We start from the raw sequence: 23,337 nt of genomic DNA, 5'->3' as shown, positions 1-23,337 counted from the left end.
TGCTTGGTGCAGCGTTGGCGACCAAACAGATGTTGACCACCATCCCTTAAGATCAGGCGTCTTCGACCTCGATCACACCGCCCAAGCTGCGCAAGGCGCCTTTGATCTGCGGGTTCACCGGGAAGTCGTCGCCGAGGTCGAGTTCTACCTCGCCGGGCAGGTCGTCGCCCATCAGGCAGAAATAGATCGGGCCGCGGCTCGCGCGAACTTTGCTGTCGTTCGCGGCGTTCTGTAGGATGCTGGCGACGGACGGAATCGCCTCTGGCCCGTCGATGAAGACGCGCAGGCCTGCCCCGCCCGCATCGGCCACGATGGCGTCGATAGGCGATACGGACCTCCCCAGCAGTTTCAGCTGATCGGCCTCAAGCGTGGCTTCGCAGGTCAGCACGATCTGCGCGCCGGTGTCCAGGAATTCGCGTGCGGTCTCCAGCGTGTCCGAGAACATCGTGACCTCGTACTGCCCGCTAGGGTCGGAGAGTTGCACGAAAGCGAACCGGTTGCCGCGCGCCGATTTGCGTTCCTGCCGCCCGCTGACGGTGCCTGCCATCTTGACGATAGCCGCGCCCTTTTCGGCCCGCGCTGTGACCTCGTCCAAGGTCATCACCTGTTTGCGTTTGAGCGGGCCCATATAGTCGTCCAGCGGATGGCCTGAGAGGTAAAAACCAATCGCCTTGAACTCTTCAGCCAGCCGTTCGGCGGGCAGCCAATCCTCGCCGCCCATCAGGCGCGGTTCAGGCAGATCCTCGCCCGCATCGCCGAAAAGCGAGACCTGGTCGGAGGATTTCTGGTCGTGGATCGCGCCGGAATAGGCCGTGAGCGCATCAAGACTGTTGAAGACCCGCCGCCGGTTCGGGTCGAGCACGTCAAAGGCGCCTGCGCGGGCCAACATCTCTAGCGGGCGCTTGCCAACGCGCTTGAGGTCCACGCGGCGGGCCAGATCGAATAGGTTCACAAACTCGCGGTCGCCGCGTCCGTCCACGATCAGCTTCATCGCCTCGACGCCGACGTTTTTCAGCGCGCCCAGCGCATAGACCAGCTTGCCATCGTGGACGTCAAATGTCGCCATTGAACGGTTCACGCAAGGTGGCACATAATCGAGACCGAGGCCTTTTTTGACCTCCTGGAAATAGATTCCGAGCTTGTCGGTCAGGTGGATATCGCAGTTCATGACGCCGGCCATGAACTCAACGGGATGGTTCGCTTTCAGCCAGGCTGTCTGGTAGCTGACGACCGCATAGGCGGCCGCGTGCGACTTGTTGAACCCGTAATTGGCGAACTTCTCCAGAAGGTCGAAAACCTCGCGCGCCTTTTTGGCATCAACGCCGTTCTTCTTCGCCCCCGCCTCGAATTTCGGGCGCTCGGCGTCCATCGCCTCCTTGATCTTTTTGCCCATCGCGCGGCGGAGCATGTCGGCGCCGCCGAGGCTATACCCCGCCATTTCCTGCGCGATCTGCATCACCTGTTCCTGGTAGACGATGATGCCCTGCGTCTCGTCCAGGATATGGTCAATCGACGGATGCAGAGTTTCGCGGTCGCTGATCCCGTTCTTGACCTCACAGAATTTCGGGATGTTCTCCATCGGGCCGGGCCTATAAAGCGCGACGAGCGCGATGATATCCTCGATGCAGTCGGGTTTCATGCGCTTGAGCGCGTCCATCATGCCCGAACTTTCCACTTGGAACACGGCGATGGTCTTGGCACTCGAATAGAGCGCATAAGACTTTTCGTCGTCGAGCGGAATGGCCCCGATGTCGTATTCAAACCCTTCCGGCGCATCATAGAGTTTGGTCCCGTCAGCGGCGATGTTCAGGGGCCGTCCGGCACGTTGGATCAACTCGACCGCGTTCTGGATCACGGTCAGGGTTTTCAGGCCGAGAAAGTCGAACTTCACCAATCCCGCCTGTTCCACCCATTTCATGTTGAACTGGGTCGCAGGCATGTCAGAGCGCGGGTCCTGATAGAGCGGCACCAGCTCATCCAGCGGCCTGTCGCCAATTACCACGCCGGCGGCATGCGTTGAGGCGTTCCGCAACAGCCCCTCGATCTGTTGCGCGTACTCCATCAGACGAGCGGCGGGGTTGCGGTTGCCGTCGCGGATATCCTGTTCGGTTTCCTTGATCTCCTCGCGCAGGCGCGGCTCATCCGCCAGCGCCTTTTCGATGCTGACGGGTTTGACGCCTTCAACGGGGATCATCTTTGACAGACGGTCCACCTGCCCATAAGGCATCTGCAAGACGCGCCCGACATCGCGCACCGCGGCCTTAGAGAGAAGCGCACCGAAAGTGATAATCTGACCGACCTTGTCGCGCCCGTATTTCTCTTGCACGTAGCGGATCACCTCTTCGCGCCGGTCCATGCAGAAATCGATGTCGAAATCCGGCATCGAGACCCGTTCGGGGTTCAGAAACCGTTCGAACAGCAGCGAATAGCGCAACGGGTCCAGGTCAGTGATCAGGAGCGCATAGGCGACGAGTGATCCCGCACCGGAGCCTCGCCCCGGTCCGACAGGGATGTCATGATCCTTGGCCCATTTGATAAAGTCGGCAACGATCAGGAAATAGCCGGGGAAGCCCATCCCCTCGATAATCCCAAGCTCGAAATCGAGGCGTCTTTCGTATTCCTCGACTGGAGCCGCGTGCGGGATCACGGCAAGGCGGTCTTTCAGCCCAGCTTCCGCCTGACGGCGCAGTTCCGCGACCTCATCATCGGCGAACTTGGGCAGGATCGGGTCGCGCTTATAGGCCTTGAAGGCGCAACGTTTCGCAATCTCGACGGTATTCTCAATCGCCTCTGGCAGATCAGCAAAGAGCGTCGCCATTTCCTGCGGGCTCTTGAAATAATGCTGTGGGGTCAGGCGTCGGCGCGGTTCTTGTTGATCAACATAGGCGCCGTCAGCAATGCAGATCAGCGCGTCATGCGCCTCGTAAAGATCCGTTTTGGGAAAGTAGACATCGTTCGTGGCGACCAGCGGCAGGTTCTTAGCGTACGCCATTTCAATATGGCCCCGTTCAGACAGCCGCTCTGCCTCTGGCGCGCCGTCGCCCGGGTGACGCTGCAGTTCGACATAGAGCCTGCCGGGATAGATCGCCGCCAACTCATCCATCAACGCCTCGGCCTTTGGGCGTTGACCCTGCCGCAAAAGCCGGCCAATTGGGCCGTCCGGGCCGCCGGTCAGGCAGATCAGACCGTCGTGATACGCAAGCAGTTCATCGACTGTAACCTGCGGCAGCTGTCCATCCGCATCCAGATAGGCGCAGGAATTCAGCTTCATCAGGTTCATGTAGCCCGTTTCGTTCTGCGCAAGCAGGACAATGGATGCTGGATCTTCGGGGCGTTTCCCGGGTTCAGCAGCAAGATAGGTCATATCGACCTGGCACCCGATAATCGGCTGCACCCCGGCCTTGGCGGCACCTTCAGAAAACTCCAGCGCGCAGAACATGTTGTTCGTGTCGGTCACGGCCACCGCGGGCATGTCCATGGAGGTGGCCAGATCAGGCAGTTTCTTGACGGGAATAGCCCCTTCGAGCAGGGAGTATTCGGTGTGGGTGCGCAGATGAATGAATCGGGGATCAGTGCTCATGCCGCGACCCTAGCGCATGACGGCCCATGTACAAGCGGCGGCGCACGCCTGGTGCCGTTAGACTTTCGCAGAAAGTCTGGACACAAATCCTCGCAGAGGATTTGGCTTTGCCCAAAAGTAAGCCAAATGGCTAACTTTCTTGACAAGCGCACCTCGAGTTGCAATACTTAGCCACATGACTAACCAACTTGATTCCTTCTTCGGCGCCATGGCCGACCCGACACGCCGCGCGGTGATCGAACGGCTGGCCGCAGGTCCTGCCAGCGTCAGCGAGCTACATGCACCACACAAAATGGCGCTGCCCACCTTCATGCGGCACCTGAAGGTGCTGGAGGAGACCGGCATCGTCCGGTCCATCAAAAAGGGTCGCGTGCGCACCTGCCACATCGAAGCGGCACCCTTGATCGAAGCGCAAGGCTGGCTCGCCTGGCAGCGCGAGATCTGGGAAAGCAGACTGGACCGGCTTGAGGTCCTCGCCCGTCAAATAGCCCAACAAAGTGAAGGAGAGAATAGTGACACTTGATACCAAGTCCTTTGATATGCATCGGACCCTGCCACTGTCGCCCGCCAAATTGTGGGAGGTGCTGACCGACCCCAAACACCGCGAAAAATGGGGCGGGCCGGATGCGGATACCGTATTAATCGTTGACCGGGCTGATCTGCGTGTTGGCGGGCAGGATCGGCATCGCTGCGGGCCTGCGGATGCGCCGGAATTTGTTATCGACACGCGGTGGTATGACCTGACCGCACCAGACCGCGCGGTCTTTACCGAAACGCTCGTGATCGGCAATGAGGCCATGTGTACCAGCCTGGTGACCTATGCGCTGACAGCGGAAGGGATGGGAACGCGATTGAGCCTGACTGTGGCAGTTTCATCGTTTTCCGGCCGAGAGGCACTGGCTGAGTTTCAGCAGAGCTGGCAGGGCGGCTTGGACAATTTGGAGCGATATGCCCCGACGGTACTGGCTCCGCACTAGACCGCTGCGCCCAAAGAACCGGCAATTGCCGGACCTTTGGGCGCAGCGCAGTCAAAACCGCTTGCAATAGCGTCCTAGCCTCGTTTTGATATCTTCTGGGACGGGGCAGAGGTCTACGCCGCATCGACATCTGCCCCACGACAGGCGTTTGGTAAGGCGGCAGGTTAGCATCATGGATGTGACGTTTCTTCTGAATGGGGAAACTGTGCAGGTTCAGACCGCGCCAACGCGCACCCTGCTCGATTGGTTACGTGAAGACCGGGAGCTTTGCGGCACGAAGGAAGGCTGTAACGAGGGGGATTGCGGCGCCTGCACAGTTATTGTCAGCGATGCTGATGGCACAAGGGCCCTGAATGCCTGCATCCTGTTTCTGCCGCAACTGCATGGCAAAACCGTCCGCACGGTTGAAGGGATCAGTGGCCCCGATGGCCAGTTGCACCCGGTGCAGGCGGCGATGGTAGAGCATCATGGCTCGCAATGCGGGTTCTGTACGCCAGGCTTTGTCGCCGCGATGGCCGCGGGCCATATGAATGGCCGGACCGATCACGATGACGTTCTGGCGGGCAACCTCTGCCGGTGTACGGGCTATGCGCCGATCATTCGGGCTGCGGAAGCCGCAGCGGCCACGCCTGTGCCTGAATGGATGAGCGACGATGCGCCTCAAACGGAGCCGCAGCCCTATGCGCCGGAAAGCCTTGACGAACTAAGCGACTGGTACGCCACCAATCCTGATGCGACCCTGATTGCCGGCGCCACGGATGTAGGTCTCTGGGTGACCAAGGACCTGCGCGATTTGCCCAAGGTCGCGTTTCTCAACCGATGCGCCGATCTCCGTCAGATCACGGTTGATGAAGATACTCTGCATCTCGGGGCTGGTGTGACGATGACCGAAGCGCTGCGGGTGATGGGTGACTATCACCCATCCTACGCGGAACTGATCCGTCGTTACGGATCTGAACAGGTCCGCAATGCAGCTACGATTGGCGGCAACATCGCCAATGGCTCGCCCATCGGCGATAACCCACCTGCGTTGATCGCCTTGGGGGCGACCCTCCATTTGCGGCACGGCGATGCCACGCGCGATGTGCCAATCGAAGACTTCTTTCTCGACTACGGCAAACAGGACCGCACGCCGGGCGAACTGGTGACATGCGTGACGCTGCCGAAATCCGCCCCTGCCTTGCGCTGCTACAAAATCTCCAAACGGTTCGATCAGGATATCTCAGCACTCTGCGGCTGTTTCAATGTCACCATCGCTGAGGGGATCGTACAGACCGCCCGGATCGCCTTTGGCGGCATGGCGGGTACACCACATCGGGCGCGCGCAGTTGAGGCGGCGTTGGTCGGACAAGCATGGACAATGGACACGATAAGACATGCCGCTGACAGGTTTACCGATGATTACACCCCGCTTTCCGACATGCGGGCCTCAGCCGATTACCGTCTAACCACAGCGCAAAACCTGCTGCACCGCTACTTCGCCGATTTGTCCGGTCAGGCGACGAATGTGCTTGAGGTCACCTCATGAGCGTCGCCAAGCCCCTGCCCCATGATGCGGCCCGTCTACATGTGAGCGGTGCCGCACGATACGTCGATGACCTGCCGACGCCATCAAATACGCTGCACCTTGCCTTCGGCATTTCGGAGATTGCCAAGGGACGTATCACCGCGATGAACCTAGCAGAGGTGACGAGCGCCCCAGGTGTCGTCGCCGTTCTGACTGCAGATGATCTGCCCTTCGCCAACGACGTCTCGCCTTCGATCCATGATGAGCCGCTTTTGTCGGATGGCGCGATCCACTACCTCGGCCAACCGCTCTTTCTGGTGGTCGCTGAAACCCACCTTCAGGCCCGCAAGGCGGCACGTCTGGGGCAGATTACCTATGCCGAAGAAACGCCCATCCTGACAATTGAAGAGGCACTGACGGCGGGCAGCCGCTTCGAGGACGGCCCGCGTATCTGGACCAAGGGCAATGTGGACACGGCCCTGGCAGAGGCCTCGCATCAGGTGCGGGGCACAATCAATATGGGCGGGCAGGAGCATTTCTACCTCGAAGGGCAGGCAGCGCTCGCACTGCCGCAAGAAGGTGGGGATATGGTCGTCCATAGCTCCACCCAGCACCCAACCGAAATCCAGCATAAGGTGGCCGAAGCGCTGGGGCTTCCAATGCATGCCGTCCGCTGCGAGATCCGGCGGATGGGTGGGGGCTTTGGCGGCAAGGAAAGTCAGGGCAACGCGCTAGCCGTCTCTTGCGCCGTGGCCGCGCGTGCCACAGGTCGACCTTGCAAAATGCGCTATGACCGCGATGATGACATGATAATCACCGGCAAGAGGCATGACTTCCGGATCGACTATGTCGCGGGTTTTAACGATCAGGGCAGGCTCCTCGGCGTCGATTTTACGCAAGCAACCCGCTGCGGCTGGGCGCAGGACCTGTCGCTGCCCGTGGCAGACCGGGCGATGTTGCATGCCGATAACGCCTATCATCTGCCGACCGCCCGGATCACGTCGCACCGGCTGAAAACCAATACCCAATCGGCCACTGCCTTTCGAGGCTTTGGCGGCCCGCAAGGCGTGCTGGGGATCGAACGGGTGATGGATCATATCGCGGCGACACTCAAAATCGACCCGGCAGAGATCCGGCGCCGTAACTACTACGCCCCCATGCAGGGCGTGACAGACCCGGATCGTAAGGTGGATCTTGATCCACCCCCCCAAATCACCCCCTATAAGATGCCGGTCACTGATTTCATCTTGCATGAGATGACCGACGACCTGCTGAAGCGGTCGGACTACGCCGACCGGCGCAAGGCCATCGCGGACTGGAACGGCGAGCAACCGATCCTCAAGAAGGGCATCGCCTTCAGCCCGGTGAAATTCGGGATTTCCTTCACGCTGACACATCTCAATCAGGCGGGCGCTTTGGTCCATGTCTATCAGGACGGCTCGGTCCACATGAACCATGGCGGGACCGAGATGGGGCAAGGCTTGTTCCAGAAGGTCGCGCAGGTGGCAGCGCATCGCTTCGGCATTGATGTGAGCGCGGTGAAGATCACGGCGACGGATACCGGCAAGGTGCCCAACACCTCGGCCACCGCCGCCTCCTCCGGCTCGGACCTCAACGGCATGGCCGTGGCGAATGCCTGCGACATCATCCGCGACCGGATCGCGGCTTACCTCGCCGAACTGCACCAGACAAAGACAGAAAACATCCGTTTCGAAGATGGCCACGTCTATATTGGCACGGAGCAGATCACATTCGCCGAGGCCGCCGCCACCGCCTATCAGAACCGTGTCAGCCTCTCGGCAACCGGCTTCTACAAAACCCCCGGTCTGCAATGGGACCGGATCAAAGGCGAAGGCACGCCATTTTTCTACTTCGCCCAAGGGGCCGCCGTCACCGAAGTGGTCATCGACACGCTCACTGGTGAAAACCGCATCCTGCGCACCGATATCCTACATGACGCAGGCGCGTCCCTGAACCCGGCCATCGACATTGGCCAGATCGAGGGCGGCTATGTGCAAGGCGCGGGCTGGCTGACGACCGAGGAACTGGTCTGGGATTACAAAGGTCGCCTGCGCACACATGCGCCTTCGACCTATAAGATCCCGGCCTGCTCAGACCGGCCCGACATCTTCAACGTTGCACTTTGGGATGCGCCAAACCCGGCGCAAACGATCTATCGCTCCAAAGCCGTGGGTGAGCCGCCCTTCATGCTGGGCATCTCCGCCTTCCTGGCTCTGTCCGATGCGGTCAGCGCCTGTGGACCCAACTACCCTGACCTGCAGGCCCCCGCGACTGCTGAAGAGGTCCTGAATGCCGTACACAGGGCGCGCGGATGAGTGATTGCATCCGCATCACCGTGACCAAAACTGCAGGCTCGGTCCCGCGTGAGGCGGGCACGCAGATGCTGGTCTTTGCCGATCGCTCCAAAGGCACCATCGGCGGCGGCACATTGGAATGGGAGGCGATGGCTGAAGCCCGCAAAATGCTGATCGAGGGCCGCGACCACCTGACCCGCACCATTCCGCTTGGCCCCGCACTCGGACAATGCTGCGGTGGGTCGGTGACGCTATCGTGGGAACGGGCAGACCAGCTTTCCGAAACACCAAAACGCCCGCTTTGGATCTACGGTGCGGGCCATGTGGGGCGCGCCATCGTGCATGTCACAGCACCCCTGCCAGATTTTGTGATCACTTGGATCGATACCGCCGCCGACCGGTTCCCGGAGACCGACGTCACCACTTTGGTTGCGAAAGACCCGGCTCAGGTCGTCAAACATGCGCCCAAAGATGCCGACCACCTGATCCTGACCTATTCCCACGAGATCGACCTCGCGCTCTGCCACGCGATCCTCAGCCACCAGTTCAATACGGCTGGCCTGATCGGATCAGCCACCAAATGGGCGCGCTTCAAAACGCGCCTCGCCGCATTGGGGTATGCGCCCGCACAAATCTCGCGCATCGCGTGTCCGATCGGTGATCCGGCCCTTGGAAAACATCCCGCGGCCATTGCACTTGGCGTCGCAACCAGCATGATTGCTGGTCAGAAAGGCCGGACCAAGGACCGTACTGCATGAGTGAACCGTTACTGCGCCTGTCCGGCCTGACCAAAGCCTATCCGGGCGTTGTCGCGAACAAGGATGTGTCTTTTGATATTCTGCCTGGCGAGGTGCACGCGCTGCTTGGCGAAAACGGCGCTGGCAAGTCGACCCTTGTGAAGACGATCTACGGGCTGGTGAAACCCGACAGCGGAACGATGTCACTGAACGGTCAGCCGTTCCAGCCGCCCGAACCGCGCGCCGCCCGCGCGGCTGGGGTGGCGATGGTGTTCCAGCATTTCTCGCTCTTTGACGCGTTGAATGTGGCCGAAAACATCGCGCTCGGTATGGAAAACCCACCGCCCCAGCGCGAGATCGCGGCGCGCGTGCGGAAAGTCTCGGACCAATACGGCCTGCCCCTCGACCCCGACCGGATCGTCGGTGAGCTTTCCGCAGGTGAGCGCCAGCGGGTTGAGATCATCCGCTGCCTGCTGCAGGACCCCAAGCTTTTGATCATGGACGAGCCCACCTCTGTCCTAACCCCGCAAGAGGTGGCGATCCTGTTTGAGACGCTCCGGCAACTCAGCGCCGAGGGCACGGCGATCCTCTATATCTCGCACAAGCTCGAAGAAATCCGCACCCTTTGTGACAACGCCACGATCCTGCGATTGGGCGCGGTTGTCGCGACCTGCGATCCGCGCGCGACCTCGGCCCGGGACATGGCCGAACTGATGGTCGGCAGCAAACTGCATGTGCCCGAAAAGGCGGACAAACCGGCGGGCGAGACTGCATTGACCCTGCAAAACCTTAGCGCCAAGGCGCCACATCGGTTCGGCACGGCGCTGAAAGACATCTCGCTTGAGGTCCGCAAGGGCGAAGTGTTGGGCATCGGCGGTGTGGCAGGCAATGGACAGGACGAGCTGGTCGCGGCCCTGTCGGGTGAGATGCGCGTGGCGCCTGCGATGATCACCTATCAGGGTCAGGGCATCGGGCAGATGCCACCCAATGCACGCCGCAAGATCGGGCTCTTGGCGGCACCCGAAGAACGGATGGGACACGCGGCGGCGCCCGATATGTCACTGACCGAGAATGCCGTGATGACGGCCATGACGCGGGAAAAACTGACCAGCAATGGTTTTCTGCATTGGGGCAAGGCGCGGGGCTTTGCGGAAGGTGTGATCAAGGCGTTCGATGTCCGGACGCCCGGCCCTGCCAACGCGGCCCGGTCGCTCTCGGGCGGCAATCTGCAGAAATTCGTCATCGGGCGCGAGATATTGCAGAAACCGGACGTCTTTGTGGTCAATCAGCCCACATGGGGAGTCGATGCCTCTGCCGCCGCCGCTATCCGGCAAGCGCTTCTCGATCTGGCCGCAAAGGGGGCGGCGGTGATCGTGATCAGTCAGGACCTCGACGAACTCATGGAAATCTCTGACCGTTTTGCCGCACTGAATGAAGGCCGTCTGTCACCGCCCCGCCCGGCCAAGGGGCTGACGGTCGAGGATATCGGCCTGATGCTGGGTGGCGCCCATGACATGGAGGTGGCGCATGTGGAGGGGTGAGGATGCCTCCGGCGGGAGTTTTTGGGCCAAGATGAAGGGGGCAGCCTCTTTATGATCACGCTCGAAAAGCGCCCTCAGCCCTCACGTATCTGGACCTTTGCAACGCCTGTTCTGGCGGTCGTCCTGACGATGATCTGCGGTGGCCTCCTTTTCGCCGCCCTTGGCAACAACCCGTTCGAGACGATCCGCACGATCTTTCTCGATCCGCTTTTCTCGGAGTTCGCGTGGTTCTACCGCCCGCAGCTTTTGATCAAGGGGGCCCCGCTGGTCCTGATTGCCATTGGCCTCTCTTTCGGGTTCCGGGCGGGCATCTGGAATATCGGGGCCGAGGGGCAATACATCGTCGGTGCCATTTGCGGCGCGGCGGTGGGGCTCGCCTTTTTCCCGATGGAATCGTTTATCATCTTCCCGCTGATGGTGCTGGCGGGTGCCTTAGGCGGCTTTCTCTGGGCTATGATCCCGGGTGTCCTGCGGGTGCGGTTCGGGACCAACGAAATCCTCGTCTCGCTGATGCTCGTTTACGTGGCCGAGCAGCTCTTGGCCTCCATGGCGCTTGGTGCCTTGCGCAACCCCGACGGGATGGGCTTTCCGGGCAGCCGCAACCTGTCGCAATATCCTTCTGCGGCCAATCTGGAAGTCTTTGAGGGCACCGGCATGCATTGGGGCGTGCTGACGGCGTTCATCGCTGTGATCTTTGCCTATATCGCCCTGTCGCGGCATATCTTCGGCTTTCAGGTCCGGTTGGCAGGGCAAAGCCCGCGTGCGGCACGGTTTGCAGGCGTCAATCCGGGGCTGCTGGTGCTGATCTGCATGGGGCTCTCTGGCGCGCTGGCTGGGCTCGCCGGGCTTTTCGAAGTCGCAGGTCCCGCAGGCCAGATCAGCATTGATTTCAACGTGGGCTACGGGTTCACGGCCATTATCGTCGCCTTCCTTGGGCGGCTGCATCCCGTCGGTATTCTGCTTGCGGGCGGGCTGATGGCGCTGACCTATATCGGCGGCGAGATCGCGCAATCCAATCTGGGCTTGCCACTCGCCGCGATCCAACTGATGCAGGGGATGCTGTTGTTTTTCCTCTTGGCGGTGGATGTGCTGACCAACTACCGGCTGCGGTTTGGGCGGAGGATACCTGCATGAAGCTGTTTCTGGATATCCTTGCGTTCCTGGCCTTGGCGGGCTTTGCCTTGCTGATTGTCGGCCTGGGGTATTTCGTGATGACTGTCGGGCTAAATTTTGGTTGGATTGCCATTGTCGGATTTCTGGCGTTTGTCGCCTTTGTTGGTATTCTTGAAGGGGCTATTCAGACTGTGATGCTTGCCCCGTTCTATGTGATCAAGGCGATCTTTGGACGCCGCAAGCCCGTCACTTCGGATGAGCTGAACGCGGAGGGAAAAGCCGAATTGAGGCTGATGCGCAATGGCGTTCTGTCTTGCTTTGCAATCGGGGCGATGATCGCCATCATCCAATTCATAATCACCGGAGGAATGGTCTAATGGATCTCTCCGCCATCAAACCCGCCTCCTTGCGCACAATGGATACTTTGACGCATTACCAGATGCGGTTCTGCGCAGGACAACCGGCATGAGCACCGATCAGCCCAGTTTCGAAGATTGGGTGAACGCGGTGACCAGACCCGTCATCGGCCTGTTATTGGGGCTCGTTGCTGGTGAAGTGATCAAACTTGCGATCGGCGGATCAATCTGGTTGGCCGTAATCACGGCAGTAATCTGCGCCGCGATCTGGTTCGGGCTCCTCTTTCTGGAAAAACTGAACATCCGGGTCTCCACCTGGTTGTTTGGCGGATCGGGCGTGCAGCCCGCTCGTTTGCGCCGAAAGAGGGCGCCCGGCACATCCTGGCCTGCCAGGGTTGGACGCTATGGGCTGGCTGGCGGCATGCTGGTTGGATGCCTTACCGCGCTCGTGCTGCCACAATCACCGTTGGTTCTGTTGGTATGACCGAGCTTTCTACGATCAACCCGGTCTTGCCACCCGCCGGGCGCGAACGCGCGACTGTTCAGCAAAGTTGCAAAAGGAAGCACGCATGACGACCACGACGAAGCCCTTGCTCATGGGCGCATCGATGGGGCTGATGATGCTCTGGATGGTGCATGGTCAGTTAACCGGTGAAACAAGCCTGTCCGGCATTGCCCTGGTCACCTTTGTCGGTGCGCATATCCTTTTCGCCGCCACAATCATCGGCGCCGGGCTTGTTGTCACTCGCCTGTCGCCCGCCGCACGACAATGGCTGCGTAACCTGCGTCGGCCGTCGCTACGCCATCTCGGAATAATGCTACTGGGCGCGACCCTCTCTGCGGGTGCCGTTCATATCTGGATACATGGGCTGATCTGAATGGACCTTTCCGCCATCAATCCCATCCTTCTGCTCGCCTCGCTGATGGTGGCCGCGACACCTATTCTTCTGGCGGCCATCGGTGAGCTTGTTGTGGAGCGTGCCGGGGTCCTGAACCTTGGCGTTGAGGGGATGATGATCACCGGAGCGGTTTGTGGGTTTATCGTCGCCGTCAATACCGGATCCCCGTGGGTCGGGTTTCTTGGCGCTGCGGTTGGCGGTGCACTCTTGTCGCTGGTCTTCGGATTCCTGACCCAATTCCTTTTGTCCAATCAGGTGGCCACGGGGCTGGCGCTGACACTTTTTGGCCTCGGCCTGAGCGCGCTGATGGGCCAGGGCTATATCGGGATAAAGGCACCGGATTTCCCGGATTGGGATATCCCGCTGCTGGGTGACATCCCAATCATCGGGCCGATCATCTTTCAGCATGATCCGATGGTCTATGTGGGGCTTTTGATCGTCGGGGGTGTCTGGGCTTTCCTGAGATACTCCCGCGCTGGCTTGATCCTGCGGGCTGTGGGCGAAAACCACGAAGCGGCCCATGCGCTGGGTTACCATGTCATCCGCGTGCGCATGCTTGCCATCATGTTCGGCGGGGCATGCGCGGGGCTGGGCGGGGCCTATCTGTCGCTCGTCCGGGTCCCGCAATGGACCGAAGGGATGACCGCCGGTGCGGGCTGGATTGCACTGGCCATCGTGGTCTTTGCCAGCTGGCGGCCGGGGCGGCTTTTGATCGGCGCTTATTTGTTTGGCGGTGTCACGGTGTTGCAGCTTAACCTGCAGGCAGCCGGGGCCGCGATTTCGGTCGAATACCTTTCGATGGCGCCCTATCTGGCCACCATCGCGGTTCTCGTTATTATGCGTGCCGGACGTGCGCCGGGGTCACTCGGCCAACCATTCCATGCCTCACGTTGAGGCGATCAAGACCACCAAGGGGAAACACATGACAATGAAAAAACTACTGGCCGGTGCGACGCTCGCGCTTGGCATCACAACAGGGGCTTATGCGCAGGACGATCCGACGAAGGTCGGCTTTGTTTATGTGGGGCCTGTTGGCGATGGCGGCTGGACTTATGAACATGATCAGGGCCGTCTGGCCGTGGAGGAGCATTTTGGCGACGCGGTTGAGACCGTCTTTGTCGAAAGCGTCCCCGAAGGCGCAGATGCGGAACGCGTTATGACACAGATGGCGCTTCAGGGTGCTGACCTCATCTTCACCACCTCGTTCGGTTACATGGATGCGACCAACGCCGTGGCCGCGCAATTTCCTGACGTGAAGTTTGAACATGCGACGGGCTACCGCCGGGACACGCCGAACGTGTCGACTTACTCTGCGCGTTTCTACGAAGGCCGTGCCGTTCAGGGGCACATCGCGGGCCACATGACCGAAAGCAACATCGTGGGCTACATCGCCTCCTTCCCGATCCCCGAAGTGATCCGGGGCATCAACGCGGCCTATCTGCATGCCAAGGAAGTGAACCCCGATATCGAATTCCGGATCGTCTGGGTCTACACATGGTTTGACCCTGCGAAGGAGGCCGAAGCGGCCACGGTGCTGATCGAACAGGGTGCTGATGTGGTTCTGCAGCACACGGACTCGACCGCACCACAGGCCGCCGCACAGCAGGCAGGCGGTGTTGTGACCTTTGGTCAGGCGTCCGACATGGCCGAGTTCGGACCCTTCCCCCGTGTGTCATCCATCATCGATGACTGGGCACCTTATTACATTGCCCGCACCCAGGCCGTGATCGACGGCACTTGGGAAAGCATGGACACATGGGACGGGATTGCCCCTGGCATGGTGAAAATCGGTGAGATCACTGATGCTGTGCCAGCAGAGGTAAAAGCCAGCGCCGAAGCGATGATCGAGGCGATGCGGTCCGGCGAGTACCACCCGTTCACTGGGCCGATCAACCGACAGGACGGCTCTGCATGGCTTGCTGACGGTGAGGTTGCCGATGACGGTACGCTTGCAGGCATGAATTTCTATGTCGAAGGCCTAACTGGCGATATTCCTCAATAAACGTCACGTCATCTCGGAAGGGGCCCCGCTTTGCCGAGCGGGGCCTTTTTGTATCCGCGCAGTACTGCGTGCGGTATTCGGCTCGTAAACAACTATGGGGACAAAAGTGGCAATTTCGCCAATTTCTTTGCAATCCATGGTCACCAATATCGTCCTGAGGCGCGGTTTTTGGCACAAATGGCCAAAAAGCTCTGCCTCTGAGACGGCATTGATCTCACCAGCGCAAACAAGGCCAACCGTTTCCGTGTTGTCATAGAATTAACCAGTATTTCTACACTTTAAGTTGTTTGACCCCACGGCACCCAGACAGCACTCCCCCGCGTTAAGGGCAGGGTATCGTGGGAAATGCAACGCCGGCCCTTTCATTTGCGCCACGTCGCGCCAGAATTATTCAGTCACCCCAATTGTTGACGACTTATGCCCAATTTTTCGCACATTCCGGCGACAGAGTGAATGTGTCGCAGCGGTTTTTGTGACGATCAGTAACGTAGTGTCTCCGGTCACAAGTGCAAAAACAAATGAACGCCTTGGGGGTGCTTTGAGCACTTTGGCAAATGGAGAAATGGATGGCATTTGATATGTCAATAATCACAAAAAATTTGGTTTCGGCGACTGCTTTGGCCGTCGCGCTTGCGGCACCTGCCACGGCGCAATCCTCTGAAGTTACGCTTAGGTCAGCCGACGGTACAGTGAACCTTGTTGGTGAGTTTATCGACTTCACCGACAACAATTACATCATTCGTACAGGTCTGGGCGACCTGCGCATCTCGGCATCGCGTGTGCGCTGTGAAGGGGCGGCCTGTCCGCAATTCGGCGATACATCAGCTGATGTCATGATCGCGGGCTCTGACACGGTCGGTGACGGTGTGATGCCACTTCTGCTTGCAGGCTATGCATCTTACCGTGGCGCGGAAGTGACGCAGACTGCCACTGGGAACGGCAATGAATTCCTTGCAGAGATGATCAGCGATGAGGGCTTTGGCGATCCGATGGGGTCGTACTTGATCACCTCCTCAGGTTCCAACGACGCTTTCGCAGGCTTGCTGGACGAAAGCGCACATATCGGGATGTCGGCGCGCCGCATTCTTCCACCCGAAGCGCGTGCGCTTCGGGATGCCGGTGCGGGAAACATGATCAGCACATCGCAAGAGCATATCATTGCCGTCGACAGTCTGGTCGTGATCACCCATCCGGCAAACCCGGTGCGCTCGATCAGCATGGATCAGTTGCGTGGTATCTATAGCGGTGCGATCACCAACTGGGCAGAGTTGGGCGGGAACGACGCGCCAATCAAAATCTTCAGCCGCCAAGCCGATTCAGGTACCAAAAGCGTCTTTGACAACGGTGTCTTCGGCGAGGATGTGCCGAACTTACCCTCCGTCACCCAGATCGCCAGTGACAATACCGAGATGGCAGCGTTAGTGAACGCCGACGAAGCAGCGATCGGATTTGTCGGCTATGCCTTTCAACGCGGCGCACGGGCGCTGACCTTGGTGAATGATTGTGGATTGAGCATGGCGCCAGACGCATTCTCGGCGCGGACCGAGGAATATGCATTGCAGCGGTTCCTCTATCTCTACACACGTGACGACACCCAGGATCAGTCGACCACCGAATTTGTGAACTATGCCGCGTCAGAGCAGGCGGATGAAGTGATCGCCAAGGCGGGCTTTATCGATCTCGGCGTTGACCGCCGCGCACAACCTGTGGATGGCGATCGCGCCCGTCAGTTGCTTGACCCCAATGCGGACGCCTATGAAGGCGGCATCATGCGCGAAATGCTCGCGCAGATGATCGATTATGATCGCCTGTCGACCACGTTCCGCTTCCGCACCGGATCGCAAAACCTCGACCCACGCGGGCGTCTCAACCTCGGGCGCTTGGCCGACTACCTTGAAAGCCAACCTGCTGGCACGAAGCTGTTGTTTGTTGGTTTCACTGACGATGTCGGCGCTTTTGACAGCAACCGTGAGCTTTCCTATCGCCGCGCGGCCCGCGTCATGGACGAACTCCGCGATTTCGCCGGGGATCGATTGAACGGCGTCGAAATGGCCAGCACAGGTTTTGGTGAAATTGCCCCCACCGCCTGTAACACCTCAGACAACGAACGCCGGATCAACCGTCGGGTTGAAGTCTGGATCCAGTCACCGACCTGATAACGCAACCGCCAAGATGTCATCCACCCTGGCACCTGGCACAACTTCAATCCTGGTGGGCCAGAAAACGTTAAACCAAACGCAACTGCCCCGCCAGCACAGTAACGAGAGCCCCTCTATCCCGCGCCGCACATGGCTTGGGAGAGACAACGAGACAGGAAAACAAGCTATGTCACACGGCACATCCACAACCAAATCCAGTAGCCGTCACACAAAGCTGGCAACGACAGCCTGCGCCACGATCATGGCGCTGGGTACAGTGGTCAGCGTGGGTGTCGCGCCAACGCCCGCCAGCGCGCAATTCATTGATCGTGCGCTTTATGACGGTGGCAAAGCGCGGGTGAACCGCTCTGCCAGCCTGCGGTCTCTGACCGAGAGGGTTGCATCAGCCAGTTGCCGCCTTGAAGCGGGGATTGATCAGGCAACAGCGCAGGCTGACCTGACCTCTGCGCGCGAGGATTTCGATGCCATTCTGGTCGGTCTTGAAAAAGGCGACAACGCCTTGGGGATGCCCGGTGCAGAGACGCGCCCACGCACTGTTGCCGCAATCCAGGCGACAGCCGAACTGTGGCAACCCATCGAAGTCGCCGCCAACCGTATGCTGGACGGCTCAGGCTCTGCCGCTGACGCAACAATGATCAGCCAATCCTATGGCGATCTGTTCGAACAGACCGTTGTATTGGCGGCAGACGTTTCCGGACAATACTCTGATCCTCAGGAATTGCTGCAAAGCGACGCGACCGTGCTGAACTTCGCTGTTCGTCAGCGTGCCCTGGCCTATCGCATGACCCGTGTGATGTGTGAGCTAGCAACCGGCACAGGCGACGACGGGACGGTCAGTGAACTGGGTGACACCCTTGATCTCTTTGAGCGTACCCTTGCCGCCTTGCGTGATGGTTTTCCTGACGCGGGCATCAATCCTCCGCCAAATGATGCCGTCAGAAACAGCCTCGAGCAGACCCTTGAGATTTGGGAAACCCAGCGTGGTATCTTCAGCGCTGCAGTCTCCGGCCAGCAACCATCATCTGACGATGTAATCGCAGCCGCTGCGCTGACAGGAAAGCTGTCAGTGGCAATGAACAACACCATCACGCTTTACCTGATCGCGACACCCGGTCAGGACGGCGTCTACCGTGTGCCGCTTGAAGCCTATGCGCGCGGCGAGTTGGCCAAGTGGATCGAAGATCCCGCGCTGATCGAAGCGATCAAGGTCCAGAACGACCGTCACACCGGACTGACCGAGGACGAGGTCATCGCACTTGACCAGCAATGGCGCGCAGAGGCTGGCGATGGTGGCGGCCCTCTGATCTCAGAGCTTCTTGCACATCCTGTATCGGCTTGGCTGCGCGGCCAGCAGACCGCCACAGCTGGTTTTGTCACCGAAGTCTTTGTGATGGACGACAAAGGATTGAACGTCGCGCAAAGTGTCGAGACATCTGACTACTGGCAGGGTGACGAAGCAAAATGGAAAGAGACATACCAGGTCGGTCCGGACGCGCTTCACATCAGCGAAGTCGAATTTGACGACAGTACCGGTTTCTACCAGTCGCAGGCCTCTCTGGCGATCAAAGATCCTAGCAGCGGTGAGGTGATCGGTGCGATCACCTTCGGAATCAACGTCCAGAACCTGATGTAAAGGTAAAACGAATCTTGTTTCTGGCGGCGTGCAAATCCTTTGCGCGCCGCTTTTCTTTTCTATCCTAGGGTGAAACCACTTATCCGCTTCTATCCTAGATTGTTTATCTTGTCCTTTAGATCAGGCAAGTAACCGTGATTTCACATAAATCTTGATAAAAAAAATTGCCAAATGCTACCGTTGCCCTAGCGTCATGATGTTAGCGCGCAGGCGATAATGGCGTGCAGATCGTTTGCGCACCGTTCGGTAGTGCATTCATGGGGGCCGCTGCCCGAACGTTAAAGAGTTCAATGTCACCTTCAGCGAAGTCGCTGAAGTTTTTAGCGGGACCGCCATGGCCTATAAACAATTCTCAACACATTCACGCCGTATCGCGCATACGGCACTAATCGTTCTTGGTATCAGCTGCACCTCTTTGCAGGCGCAATCAGTCTCTGAGGGGCAGGCTGTCATCCATCGGGCACAATTTGTCGAAGATATCGGCGCAAGCCAGCGCATCGATTTTTCTGGCAAGCTGCGCATGCTGAGCCAGCGCATTGTTGCAGCTGGATGTAACTATGCCGCCGGGATTGACCCCGAAAGAAGCGGCGCGATGCTGCGCGCGACGAGCGAAGAGTTCCAGCGTATCGTGGATGCACTCGAATACGGTGACCCGGATCTTGGGATCATCGGGGTCGAGGAACGGCGTCGAACCCTGGTCGGGATCAGCAAGCTACGCACTTTGTGGGACCCGACCAATGAAACCGCGCAGTTGATCGCCCAAGGCCATGGTTCGCCAGAACTCGTGGAGCAGCTTGCCGATCAAAGCGCGCCACTGCTCGAGATGGCGAAGCTTTTGGTGAGCGAAGTTTCGGCTCAATACTCCGATCCAACAGCCCTGCTCCAAGCCGATGCGCTTGCCATCGATATTGCCGGTCGGCAACGGATGCTGTCGCAGCGCATGTCAAAGAATGTTTGCCTCATCCGCTCTGACATCAATACTGCAACCGCAACCGGAGAACTCGAAGGCGCGATGCAGATGTTCGAAGTGTCGCTGATGGCGCTGCGGCACGGCATGCCGGATGCCGGGATTAAGGAACCGCCAAATGACGAGATCGTTGCCGGTCTTGACGTGGTAATCGCTGATTGGGACGCCCTGAAACCCATTGTGGGCACAGTGCTCGCCAAGCAAAGCATCGATGAAGAGCAACGCGCAATCATGTTTAACGGCGCGCTTGCTATGACAGGTCACATGAATACTGTCGTTGGCCTTTACTCCGAGGCTTCAAAACTCGGCATCTAACAGCATAAGGTGAGGTCAGGCGGTCCGTTGGGGGCAACGCCGGACAGCCGGTGGTTTCCAATATCATCGGCGCGCTGAAGGGAGCTTTGGGTGACAGACAGTGTGGCACTGATTGGTGTGAAAGGTGGCCCGGCGATCCGACCGGGCTCTCACATGCCCACGTCATCGCTACTGCGCCTCGGTGAGCAAACCATTCTGGTTGATGCCGGTCTGGGGGTGACGCGCGGTATTTGCGATCAAGGCGCGGCTTTGACCGAGATCGACCTGATCGTCATCACACATCTGCACTCGGACCATTATCTGGAGCTTGGCCCACTGCTGCACACTGCATGGACAGCCGGGCTGAACAGACCGATCCCGATCCTGGGTCCCGCTGATCTAAGGGCTTATTGGGACGGCTTTCAGGCTTCGATGGCATTCGACATCGACCTGCGTATCCGGGATGAGGGGCGATGTGACTTCAGCACCTTGGCCGATCTTCAGGTCCTAACAGAGGCAACTGGGATCGGTGGCAGCCGCATCAAGGCCATGCGAAACCAACATCCACCCATCACCGACAGCTTTGCCCTGCGATTTGAAGCCGAAGGAAAATGCGTCGTCTTCTCGGGCGATACGGCCTACATGCCGGAAATGGCCACGTTTGCGAAAGATGCGGATTTGCTGGTACATGAGGCGATGCTGCGCAACGGGGTCGATGCCCTTTGCGCACGGATGACAAATGGGGACGCACGCTTGCGCCAACACATCCTACGCAGCCACACCGATGCAGTCGATGTGGGGCGGATCGCGCGCGATGCAGGCGTGAAACAACTGGCACTCAACCATTTTGTCCCTGACGGAGACCCCGACTTCACCGACGCCGATTGGGAGACTGCTGTTCGGGCCCACTGGTCCGGCCCATTGCATTTGGGCAAGGACGGCATGCGCATCATGTTTTAAAACATGAAACGGCGCGCCCGTCGCCCGGCGCGCCGTGCAGCATTCAGGCAAACGACCTAATGCTTGTGTTTGACAATCTCACCGGTCTTAAGACGCTCAAAATAGCTATTCATTTCGCGCTTCACGACCGGCATCAGGAAATACAGTGCGGTGATATTCACCACGGCCATCGCAAAGATCATAGCATCTGAGAAGTCGATCACAGCGCCCAACTGGGCTGCGGCACCGATCACGATGAACACACAGAAGATCAGCTTGAACACCAGTTCCTTGGTCTTTCCTTCACCAAACAGATAAGTCCAGGCCTTCAACCCGTAATAAGACCAGCTGATCATGGTCGAGAAGGCGAACAGGACCACGGCAATCGCCAGCACATAAGGGAACCAGCTAAAGCCTGTCGCGAACGCGGCCGATGTCAGCTGTACACCGGATGATCCGTCAACTGTCTGGATCGCTGTACCTGCTTCGTTCAGGACAAACAGGCCCGTATCGGGATCCACAACCAACACACCGGAAATCGTGATGACCAACGCCGTCATCGTACAGATCACAACGGTATCAATGAACGGCTCCAGCAACGATACGACGCCTTCTGTCACCGGCTCTTTCGTACGCACGGCAGAGTGTGCAATGGCCGCAGACCCCACACCGGCCTCGTTCGAAAACGCGGCCCGTTTAAAGCCCTGGATCAGCGCGCCGACAAAGCCACCAGCAACACCCAGACCAGTAAATGCACCTGCCCAGATCTGGCCAAAGGCCCATCCGATCTTGTCGTAGTTCACCAGCAGGATCACAAGAGCGACGCCCACATACATTATGCCCATGAAGGGCACGACCTTTTCCGTGACACTCGCAATGGACTTGATCCCGCCGACAATGACAAGGAAAACGACAATGGCAAAAATCACGCCCGTGATCCAGCCAGGATAGTCCCCCACGATCCCGGAAATCTGCGCATGGGCTTGATTGGCCTGGAACATATTGCCGCCGCCCAATGCACCCAGGATACAGAAGATCGAGAAAAAGATGGCCAGAATGCCCCCACCAGGCAAGTTACGCTCCTTAAAGCCCTTCACCATGTAGTACATCGGGCCACCCGAAACGGTCCCGTCCGGGTATTCGTTCCGATACTTCACGCCCAACGTACATTCGGTGAATTTCGACGCCATGCCCAGCAGACCCGCAAGGATCATCCAGAACGTGGCCCCCGGGCCCCCGATGCCCACGGCGACCGCGACACCAGCAATGTTGCCGAGCCCAACAGTACCGGAAAGGGCCGTCGTGAGCGCCTGAAAGTGGCTCACCTCGCCGGCATCTTTGGGGTCGGAATAGTCGCCTTTTACAAGGGAAATCGCGTGCCCAAAGGCGCGCAACTGGATTAGACCGAAATAGATCGTGAAGACCGTCGCACCGATGACAAGCCACATCACGATCCATGGGAAATCTGACCCCGCAATCTGAAACGGCAGTGGCGAGAAGATCAGGTTAACGAACCAACCGGTTGAACTGGCAAAAACTTGGTTGACGCGATCATCGATCGACATCTCTTGCGCGGCCGCTGTGACAGGCGCAAGCGTCACCAGTGAAGCCGCAGGAAATAGCTTTTTCATGATTTTTCCCCTTACGGAATGATCGTCACAGGCACAGAGGCCGAAGCGACCAATCTCCCGGTCACACCACCAAATACCCGTTCTTTCAGGCCACGTATGCCAACACGTCCCACAATGATCTGTGCGGCATCCAACTCCTTGGCCAGATCATCAAGGATCTCTGCCGCATCACCATGCCGAACAATGCCCGACACCTCGCAGCCATCTTTTTTGGCGTCTGTGACTGCAGGGTCCAGCACACGCGAATGCGCCATACTGATCTCTTCTTCGCGGCGCTTGTGGCGTTGTTCGTTCTCTTCAGGTGTCTGAAAGCTGAAGGGCGACCATTCTATGACGTAGCATAGCGTGATGGCGCAATCTCCCACCGCTTTTGCGCGAGCTTTGGCGAAAGCAACCGCCCTTTCTCCCGCGTCTGAGCCGTCAATTCCGACGACAAATGTTGTCTTACTCATGATAATGTCCCCGTTTGAGTGTTCATTTGAACCCGGGCCAAGACATCGTATCGACCCAAGCAGATCGTTCAGCTTCTTGTGTCTGATACTTCAGCACCATACGCGAAAATCACCTAATAAGCAGAAAAACTTCAGATAACGCAGAAATCAGATACTATAGCCTCCTGTGGTGCCAATCTGCAGAACAAAAGCCCACCTCAGATCAGTACGCAGGAAAATTGCACATCCCATGCTA

Annotated in this window: 19 protein-coding genes; 16 read left to right on the top strand and 3 right to left on the bottom strand. The window is 58.8% G+C overall.

Annotated features, from left to right (window positions below):
• Window positions 1–52: 52 nt before the first annotated feature.
• The gene (gene dnaE / locus SLH49_RS07820; RefSeq protein WP_320268611.1) at window positions 53–3,580 is read right to left on the bottom strand and encodes a DNA polymerase III subunit alpha; all 3,528 of its coding nucleotides are present in this window, start codon (window positions 3,578–3,580) and stop codon (window positions 53–55) included.
• Window positions 3,581–3,755: 175 nt separating this feature from the next.
• Here dnaE and SLH49_RS07815 point away from each other — a divergent pair, with 175 nt between their 5' ends.
• From SLH49_RS07815 to SLH49_RS07740, 16 genes are all read left to right on the top strand, one after another.
• Window positions 3,756–4,103, top strand: coding sequence for a metalloregulator ArsR/SmtB family transcription factor (locus SLH49_RS07815; RefSeq protein ID WP_320268610.1), 348 nt, complete (start codon window positions 3,756–3,758; stop codon window positions 4,101–4,103).
• Window positions 4,093–4,557 (top strand): SRPBCC family protein, encoded by a 465-nt coding sequence (locus SLH49_RS07810; RefSeq protein ID WP_320268609.1) that lies wholly within the window; start codon window positions 4,093–4,095, stop codon window positions 4,555–4,557. The genes SLH49_RS07815 and SLH49_RS07810 overlap by 11 nt, the downstream gene beginning before the upstream one ends.
• Window positions 4,558–4,729: 172 nt before the next feature.
• Entirely contained in the window at window positions 4,730–6,085 is a 1,356-nt protein-coding gene (gene xdhA, locus SLH49_RS07805; RefSeq protein WP_320268608.1) for a xanthine dehydrogenase small subunit, read from the top strand.
• A complete protein-coding gene (xdhB, locus tag SLH49_RS07800; RefSeq protein WP_320268607.1) occupies window positions 6,082–8,400 on the top strand; it encodes a xanthine dehydrogenase molybdopterin binding subunit in 2,319 nt (772 codons plus the stop codon). Before xdhA ends, xdhB begins: the two co-directional genes overlap by 4 nt.
• Window positions 8,397–9,137, top strand: coding sequence for a xanthine dehydrogenase accessory protein XdhC (gene xdhC, locus SLH49_RS07795; RefSeq protein ID WP_320268606.1), 741 nt, complete (start codon window positions 8,397–8,399; stop codon window positions 9,135–9,137). The genes xdhB and xdhC overlap by 4 nt, the downstream gene beginning before the upstream one ends.
• Entirely contained in the window at window positions 9,134–10,657 is a 1,524-nt protein-coding gene (locus SLH49_RS07790) for an ABC transporter ATP-binding protein (protein WP_320268605.1), read from the top strand. The genes xdhC and SLH49_RS07790 overlap by 4 nt, the downstream gene beginning before the upstream one ends.
• A gap of 51 nt (window positions 10,658–10,708) precedes the next feature.
• The gene (locus tag SLH49_RS07785; RefSeq protein ID WP_320268604.1) at window positions 10,709–11,791 is read left to right on the top strand and encodes an ABC transporter permease; all 1,083 of its coding nucleotides are present in this window, start codon (window positions 10,709–10,711) and stop codon (window positions 11,789–11,791) included.
• Window positions 11,788–12,147 (top strand): hypothetical protein, encoded by a 360-nt coding sequence (locus SLH49_RS07780; protein WP_320268603.1) that lies wholly within the window; start codon window positions 11,788–11,790, stop codon window positions 12,145–12,147. Before SLH49_RS07785 ends, SLH49_RS07780 begins: the two co-directional genes overlap by 4 nt.
• A gap of 88 nt (window positions 12,148–12,235) precedes the next feature.
• Window positions 12,236–12,610, top strand: a complete 375-nt coding sequence (locus SLH49_RS07775; protein ID WP_320268602.1) for a hypothetical protein — start codon at window positions 12,236–12,238, stop codon at window positions 12,608–12,610.
• A gap of 85 nt (window positions 12,611–12,695) precedes the next feature.
• Window positions 12,696–13,004: a hypothetical protein gene (locus tag SLH49_RS07770; RefSeq protein ID WP_320268601.1), complete on the top strand. Its 309-nt coding sequence runs from the start codon at window positions 12,696–12,698 to the stop codon at window positions 13,002–13,004.
• A complete protein-coding gene (locus SLH49_RS07765) occupies window positions 13,005–13,919 on the top strand; it encodes an ABC transporter permease (RefSeq protein ID WP_320268600.1) in 915 nt (304 codons plus the stop codon).
• A gap of 28 nt (window positions 13,920–13,947) precedes the next feature.
• Window positions 13,948–15,027 carry a BMP family ABC transporter substrate-binding protein gene (locus tag SLH49_RS07760; protein ID WP_320268599.1) on the top strand — a complete coding sequence of 360 codons (1,080 nt, stop codon included), beginning with the start codon at window positions 13,948–13,950 and terminating at the stop codon, window positions 15,025–15,027.
• Between the two features lie 578 nt (window positions 15,028–15,605).
• On the top strand, window positions 15,606–17,183 hold the full coding sequence (locus SLH49_RS07755; protein WP_320268598.1) for a phosphate ABC transporter substrate-binding/OmpA family protein: 1,578 nt from the start codon (window positions 15,606–15,608) through the stop codon (window positions 17,181–17,183).
• 169 nt (window positions 17,184–17,352) lie between these two features.
• Complete coding sequence (locus tag SLH49_RS07750; RefSeq protein ID WP_320268597.1) at window positions 17,353–18,819, top strand: type IV pili methyl-accepting chemotaxis transducer N-terminal domain-containing protein; 1,467 nt, start codon at window positions 17,353–17,355, stop codon at window positions 18,817–18,819.
• Window positions 18,820–19,153: 334 nt separating this feature from the next.
• Window positions 19,154–20,101 carry a type IV pili methyl-accepting chemotaxis transducer N-terminal domain-containing protein gene (locus SLH49_RS07745; protein WP_320268596.1) on the top strand — a complete coding sequence of 316 codons (948 nt, stop codon included), beginning with the start codon at window positions 19,154–19,156 and terminating at the stop codon, window positions 20,099–20,101.
• Window positions 20,102–20,191: 90 nt separating this feature from the next.
• Window positions 20,192–21,040: an MBL fold metallo-hydrolase gene (locus tag SLH49_RS07740; protein WP_320268595.1), complete on the top strand. Its 849-nt coding sequence runs from the start codon at window positions 20,192–20,194 to the stop codon at window positions 21,038–21,040.
• Window positions 21,041–21,096: 56 nt separating this feature from the next.
• Here SLH49_RS07740 and SLH49_RS07735 read toward each other — a convergent pair whose 3' ends face one another.
• Complete coding sequence (locus SLH49_RS07735) at window positions 21,097–22,650, bottom strand: alanine/glycine:cation symporter family protein (RefSeq protein WP_320268594.1); 1,554 nt, start codon at window positions 22,648–22,650, stop codon at window positions 21,097–21,099.
• 11 nt (window positions 22,651–22,661) lie between these two features.
• Entirely contained in the window at window positions 22,662–23,102 is a 441-nt protein-coding gene (locus SLH49_RS07730) for a universal stress protein (protein ID WP_320268593.1), read from the bottom strand.
• Window positions 23,103–23,337 lie beyond the last annotated feature (235 nt).

This window comes from Cognatiyoonia sp. IB215446 (assembly GCF_033963825.1).
GTDB lineage: Bacteria > Pseudomonadota > Alphaproteobacteria > Rhodobacterales > Rhodobacteraceae > Yoonia.
The sequence above is the reverse complement of the archived record's forward strand: the minus strand, read 5'-3'. Positions and strand labels throughout refer to the sequence as shown.

What these genes read in the sequence shown, in the direction of transcription:
- SLH49_RS07775 (WP_320268602.1), top strand. Translation starts at nt 12,236, where the DNA reads ATGAGCACCGATCAGCCCAGTTTCGAAGATTGGGTGAACGCGGTGACC.
- SLH49_RS07755 (WP_320268598.1), top strand. Translation starts at nt 15,606, where the DNA reads ATGTCAATAATCACAAAAAATTTGGTTTCGGCGACTGCTTTGGCCGTC.
- xdhC (WP_320268606.1), top strand. Translation starts at nt 8,397, where the DNA reads ATGAGTGATTGCATCCGCATCACCGTGACCAAAACTGCAGGCTCGGTC.
- SLH49_RS07815 (WP_320268610.1), top strand. Translation starts at nt 3,756, where the DNA reads ATGACTAACCAACTTGATTCCTTCTTCGGCGCCATGGCCGACCCGACA.
- SLH49_RS07785 (WP_320268604.1), top strand. Translation starts at nt 10,709, where the DNA reads ATGATCACGCTCGAAAAGCGCCCTCAGCCCTCACGTATCTGGACCTTT.
- SLH49_RS07770 (WP_320268601.1), top strand. Translation starts at nt 12,696, where the DNA reads ATGACGACCACGACGAAGCCCTTGCTCATGGGCGCATCGATGGGGCTG.
- dnaE (WP_320268611.1), bottom strand. Translation starts at nt 3,580, where the DNA reads ATGAGCACTGATCCCCGATTCATTCATCTGCGCACCCACACCGAATAC.
- xdhA (WP_320268608.1), top strand. Translation starts at nt 4,730, where the DNA reads ATGGATGTGACGTTTCTTCTGAATGGGGAAACTGTGCAGGTTCAGACC.
- SLH49_RS07735 (WP_320268594.1), bottom strand. Translation starts at nt 22,650, where the DNA reads ATGAAAAAGCTATTTCCTGCGGCTTCACTGGTGACGCTTGCGCCTGTC.
- SLH49_RS07745 (WP_320268596.1), top strand. Translation starts at nt 19,154, where the DNA reads ATGGCCTATAAACAATTCTCAACACATTCACGCCGTATCGCGCATACG.
- xdhB (WP_320268607.1), top strand. Translation starts at nt 6,082, where the DNA reads ATGAGCGTCGCCAAGCCCCTGCCCCATGATGCGGCCCGTCTACATGTG.
- SLH49_RS07760 (WP_320268599.1), top strand. Translation starts at nt 13,948, where the DNA reads ATGACAATGAAAAAACTACTGGCCGGTGCGACGCTCGCGCTTGGCATC.
- SLH49_RS07765 (WP_320268600.1), top strand. Translation starts at nt 13,005, where the DNA reads ATGGACCTTTCCGCCATCAATCCCATCCTTCTGCTCGCCTCGCTGATG.
- SLH49_RS07730 (WP_320268593.1), bottom strand. Translation starts at nt 23,102, where the DNA reads ATGAGTAAGACAACATTTGTCGTCGGAATTGACGGCTCAGACGCGGGA.
- SLH49_RS07750 (WP_320268597.1), top strand. Translation starts at nt 17,353, where the DNA reads ATGTCACACGGCACATCCACAACCAAATCCAGTAGCCGTCACACAAAG.
- SLH49_RS07780 (WP_320268603.1), top strand. Translation starts at nt 11,788, where the DNA reads ATGAAGCTGTTTCTGGATATCCTTGCGTTCCTGGCCTTGGCGGGCTTT.
- SLH49_RS07790 (WP_320268605.1), top strand. Translation starts at nt 9,134, where the DNA reads ATGAGTGAACCGTTACTGCGCCTGTCCGGCCTGACCAAAGCCTATCCG.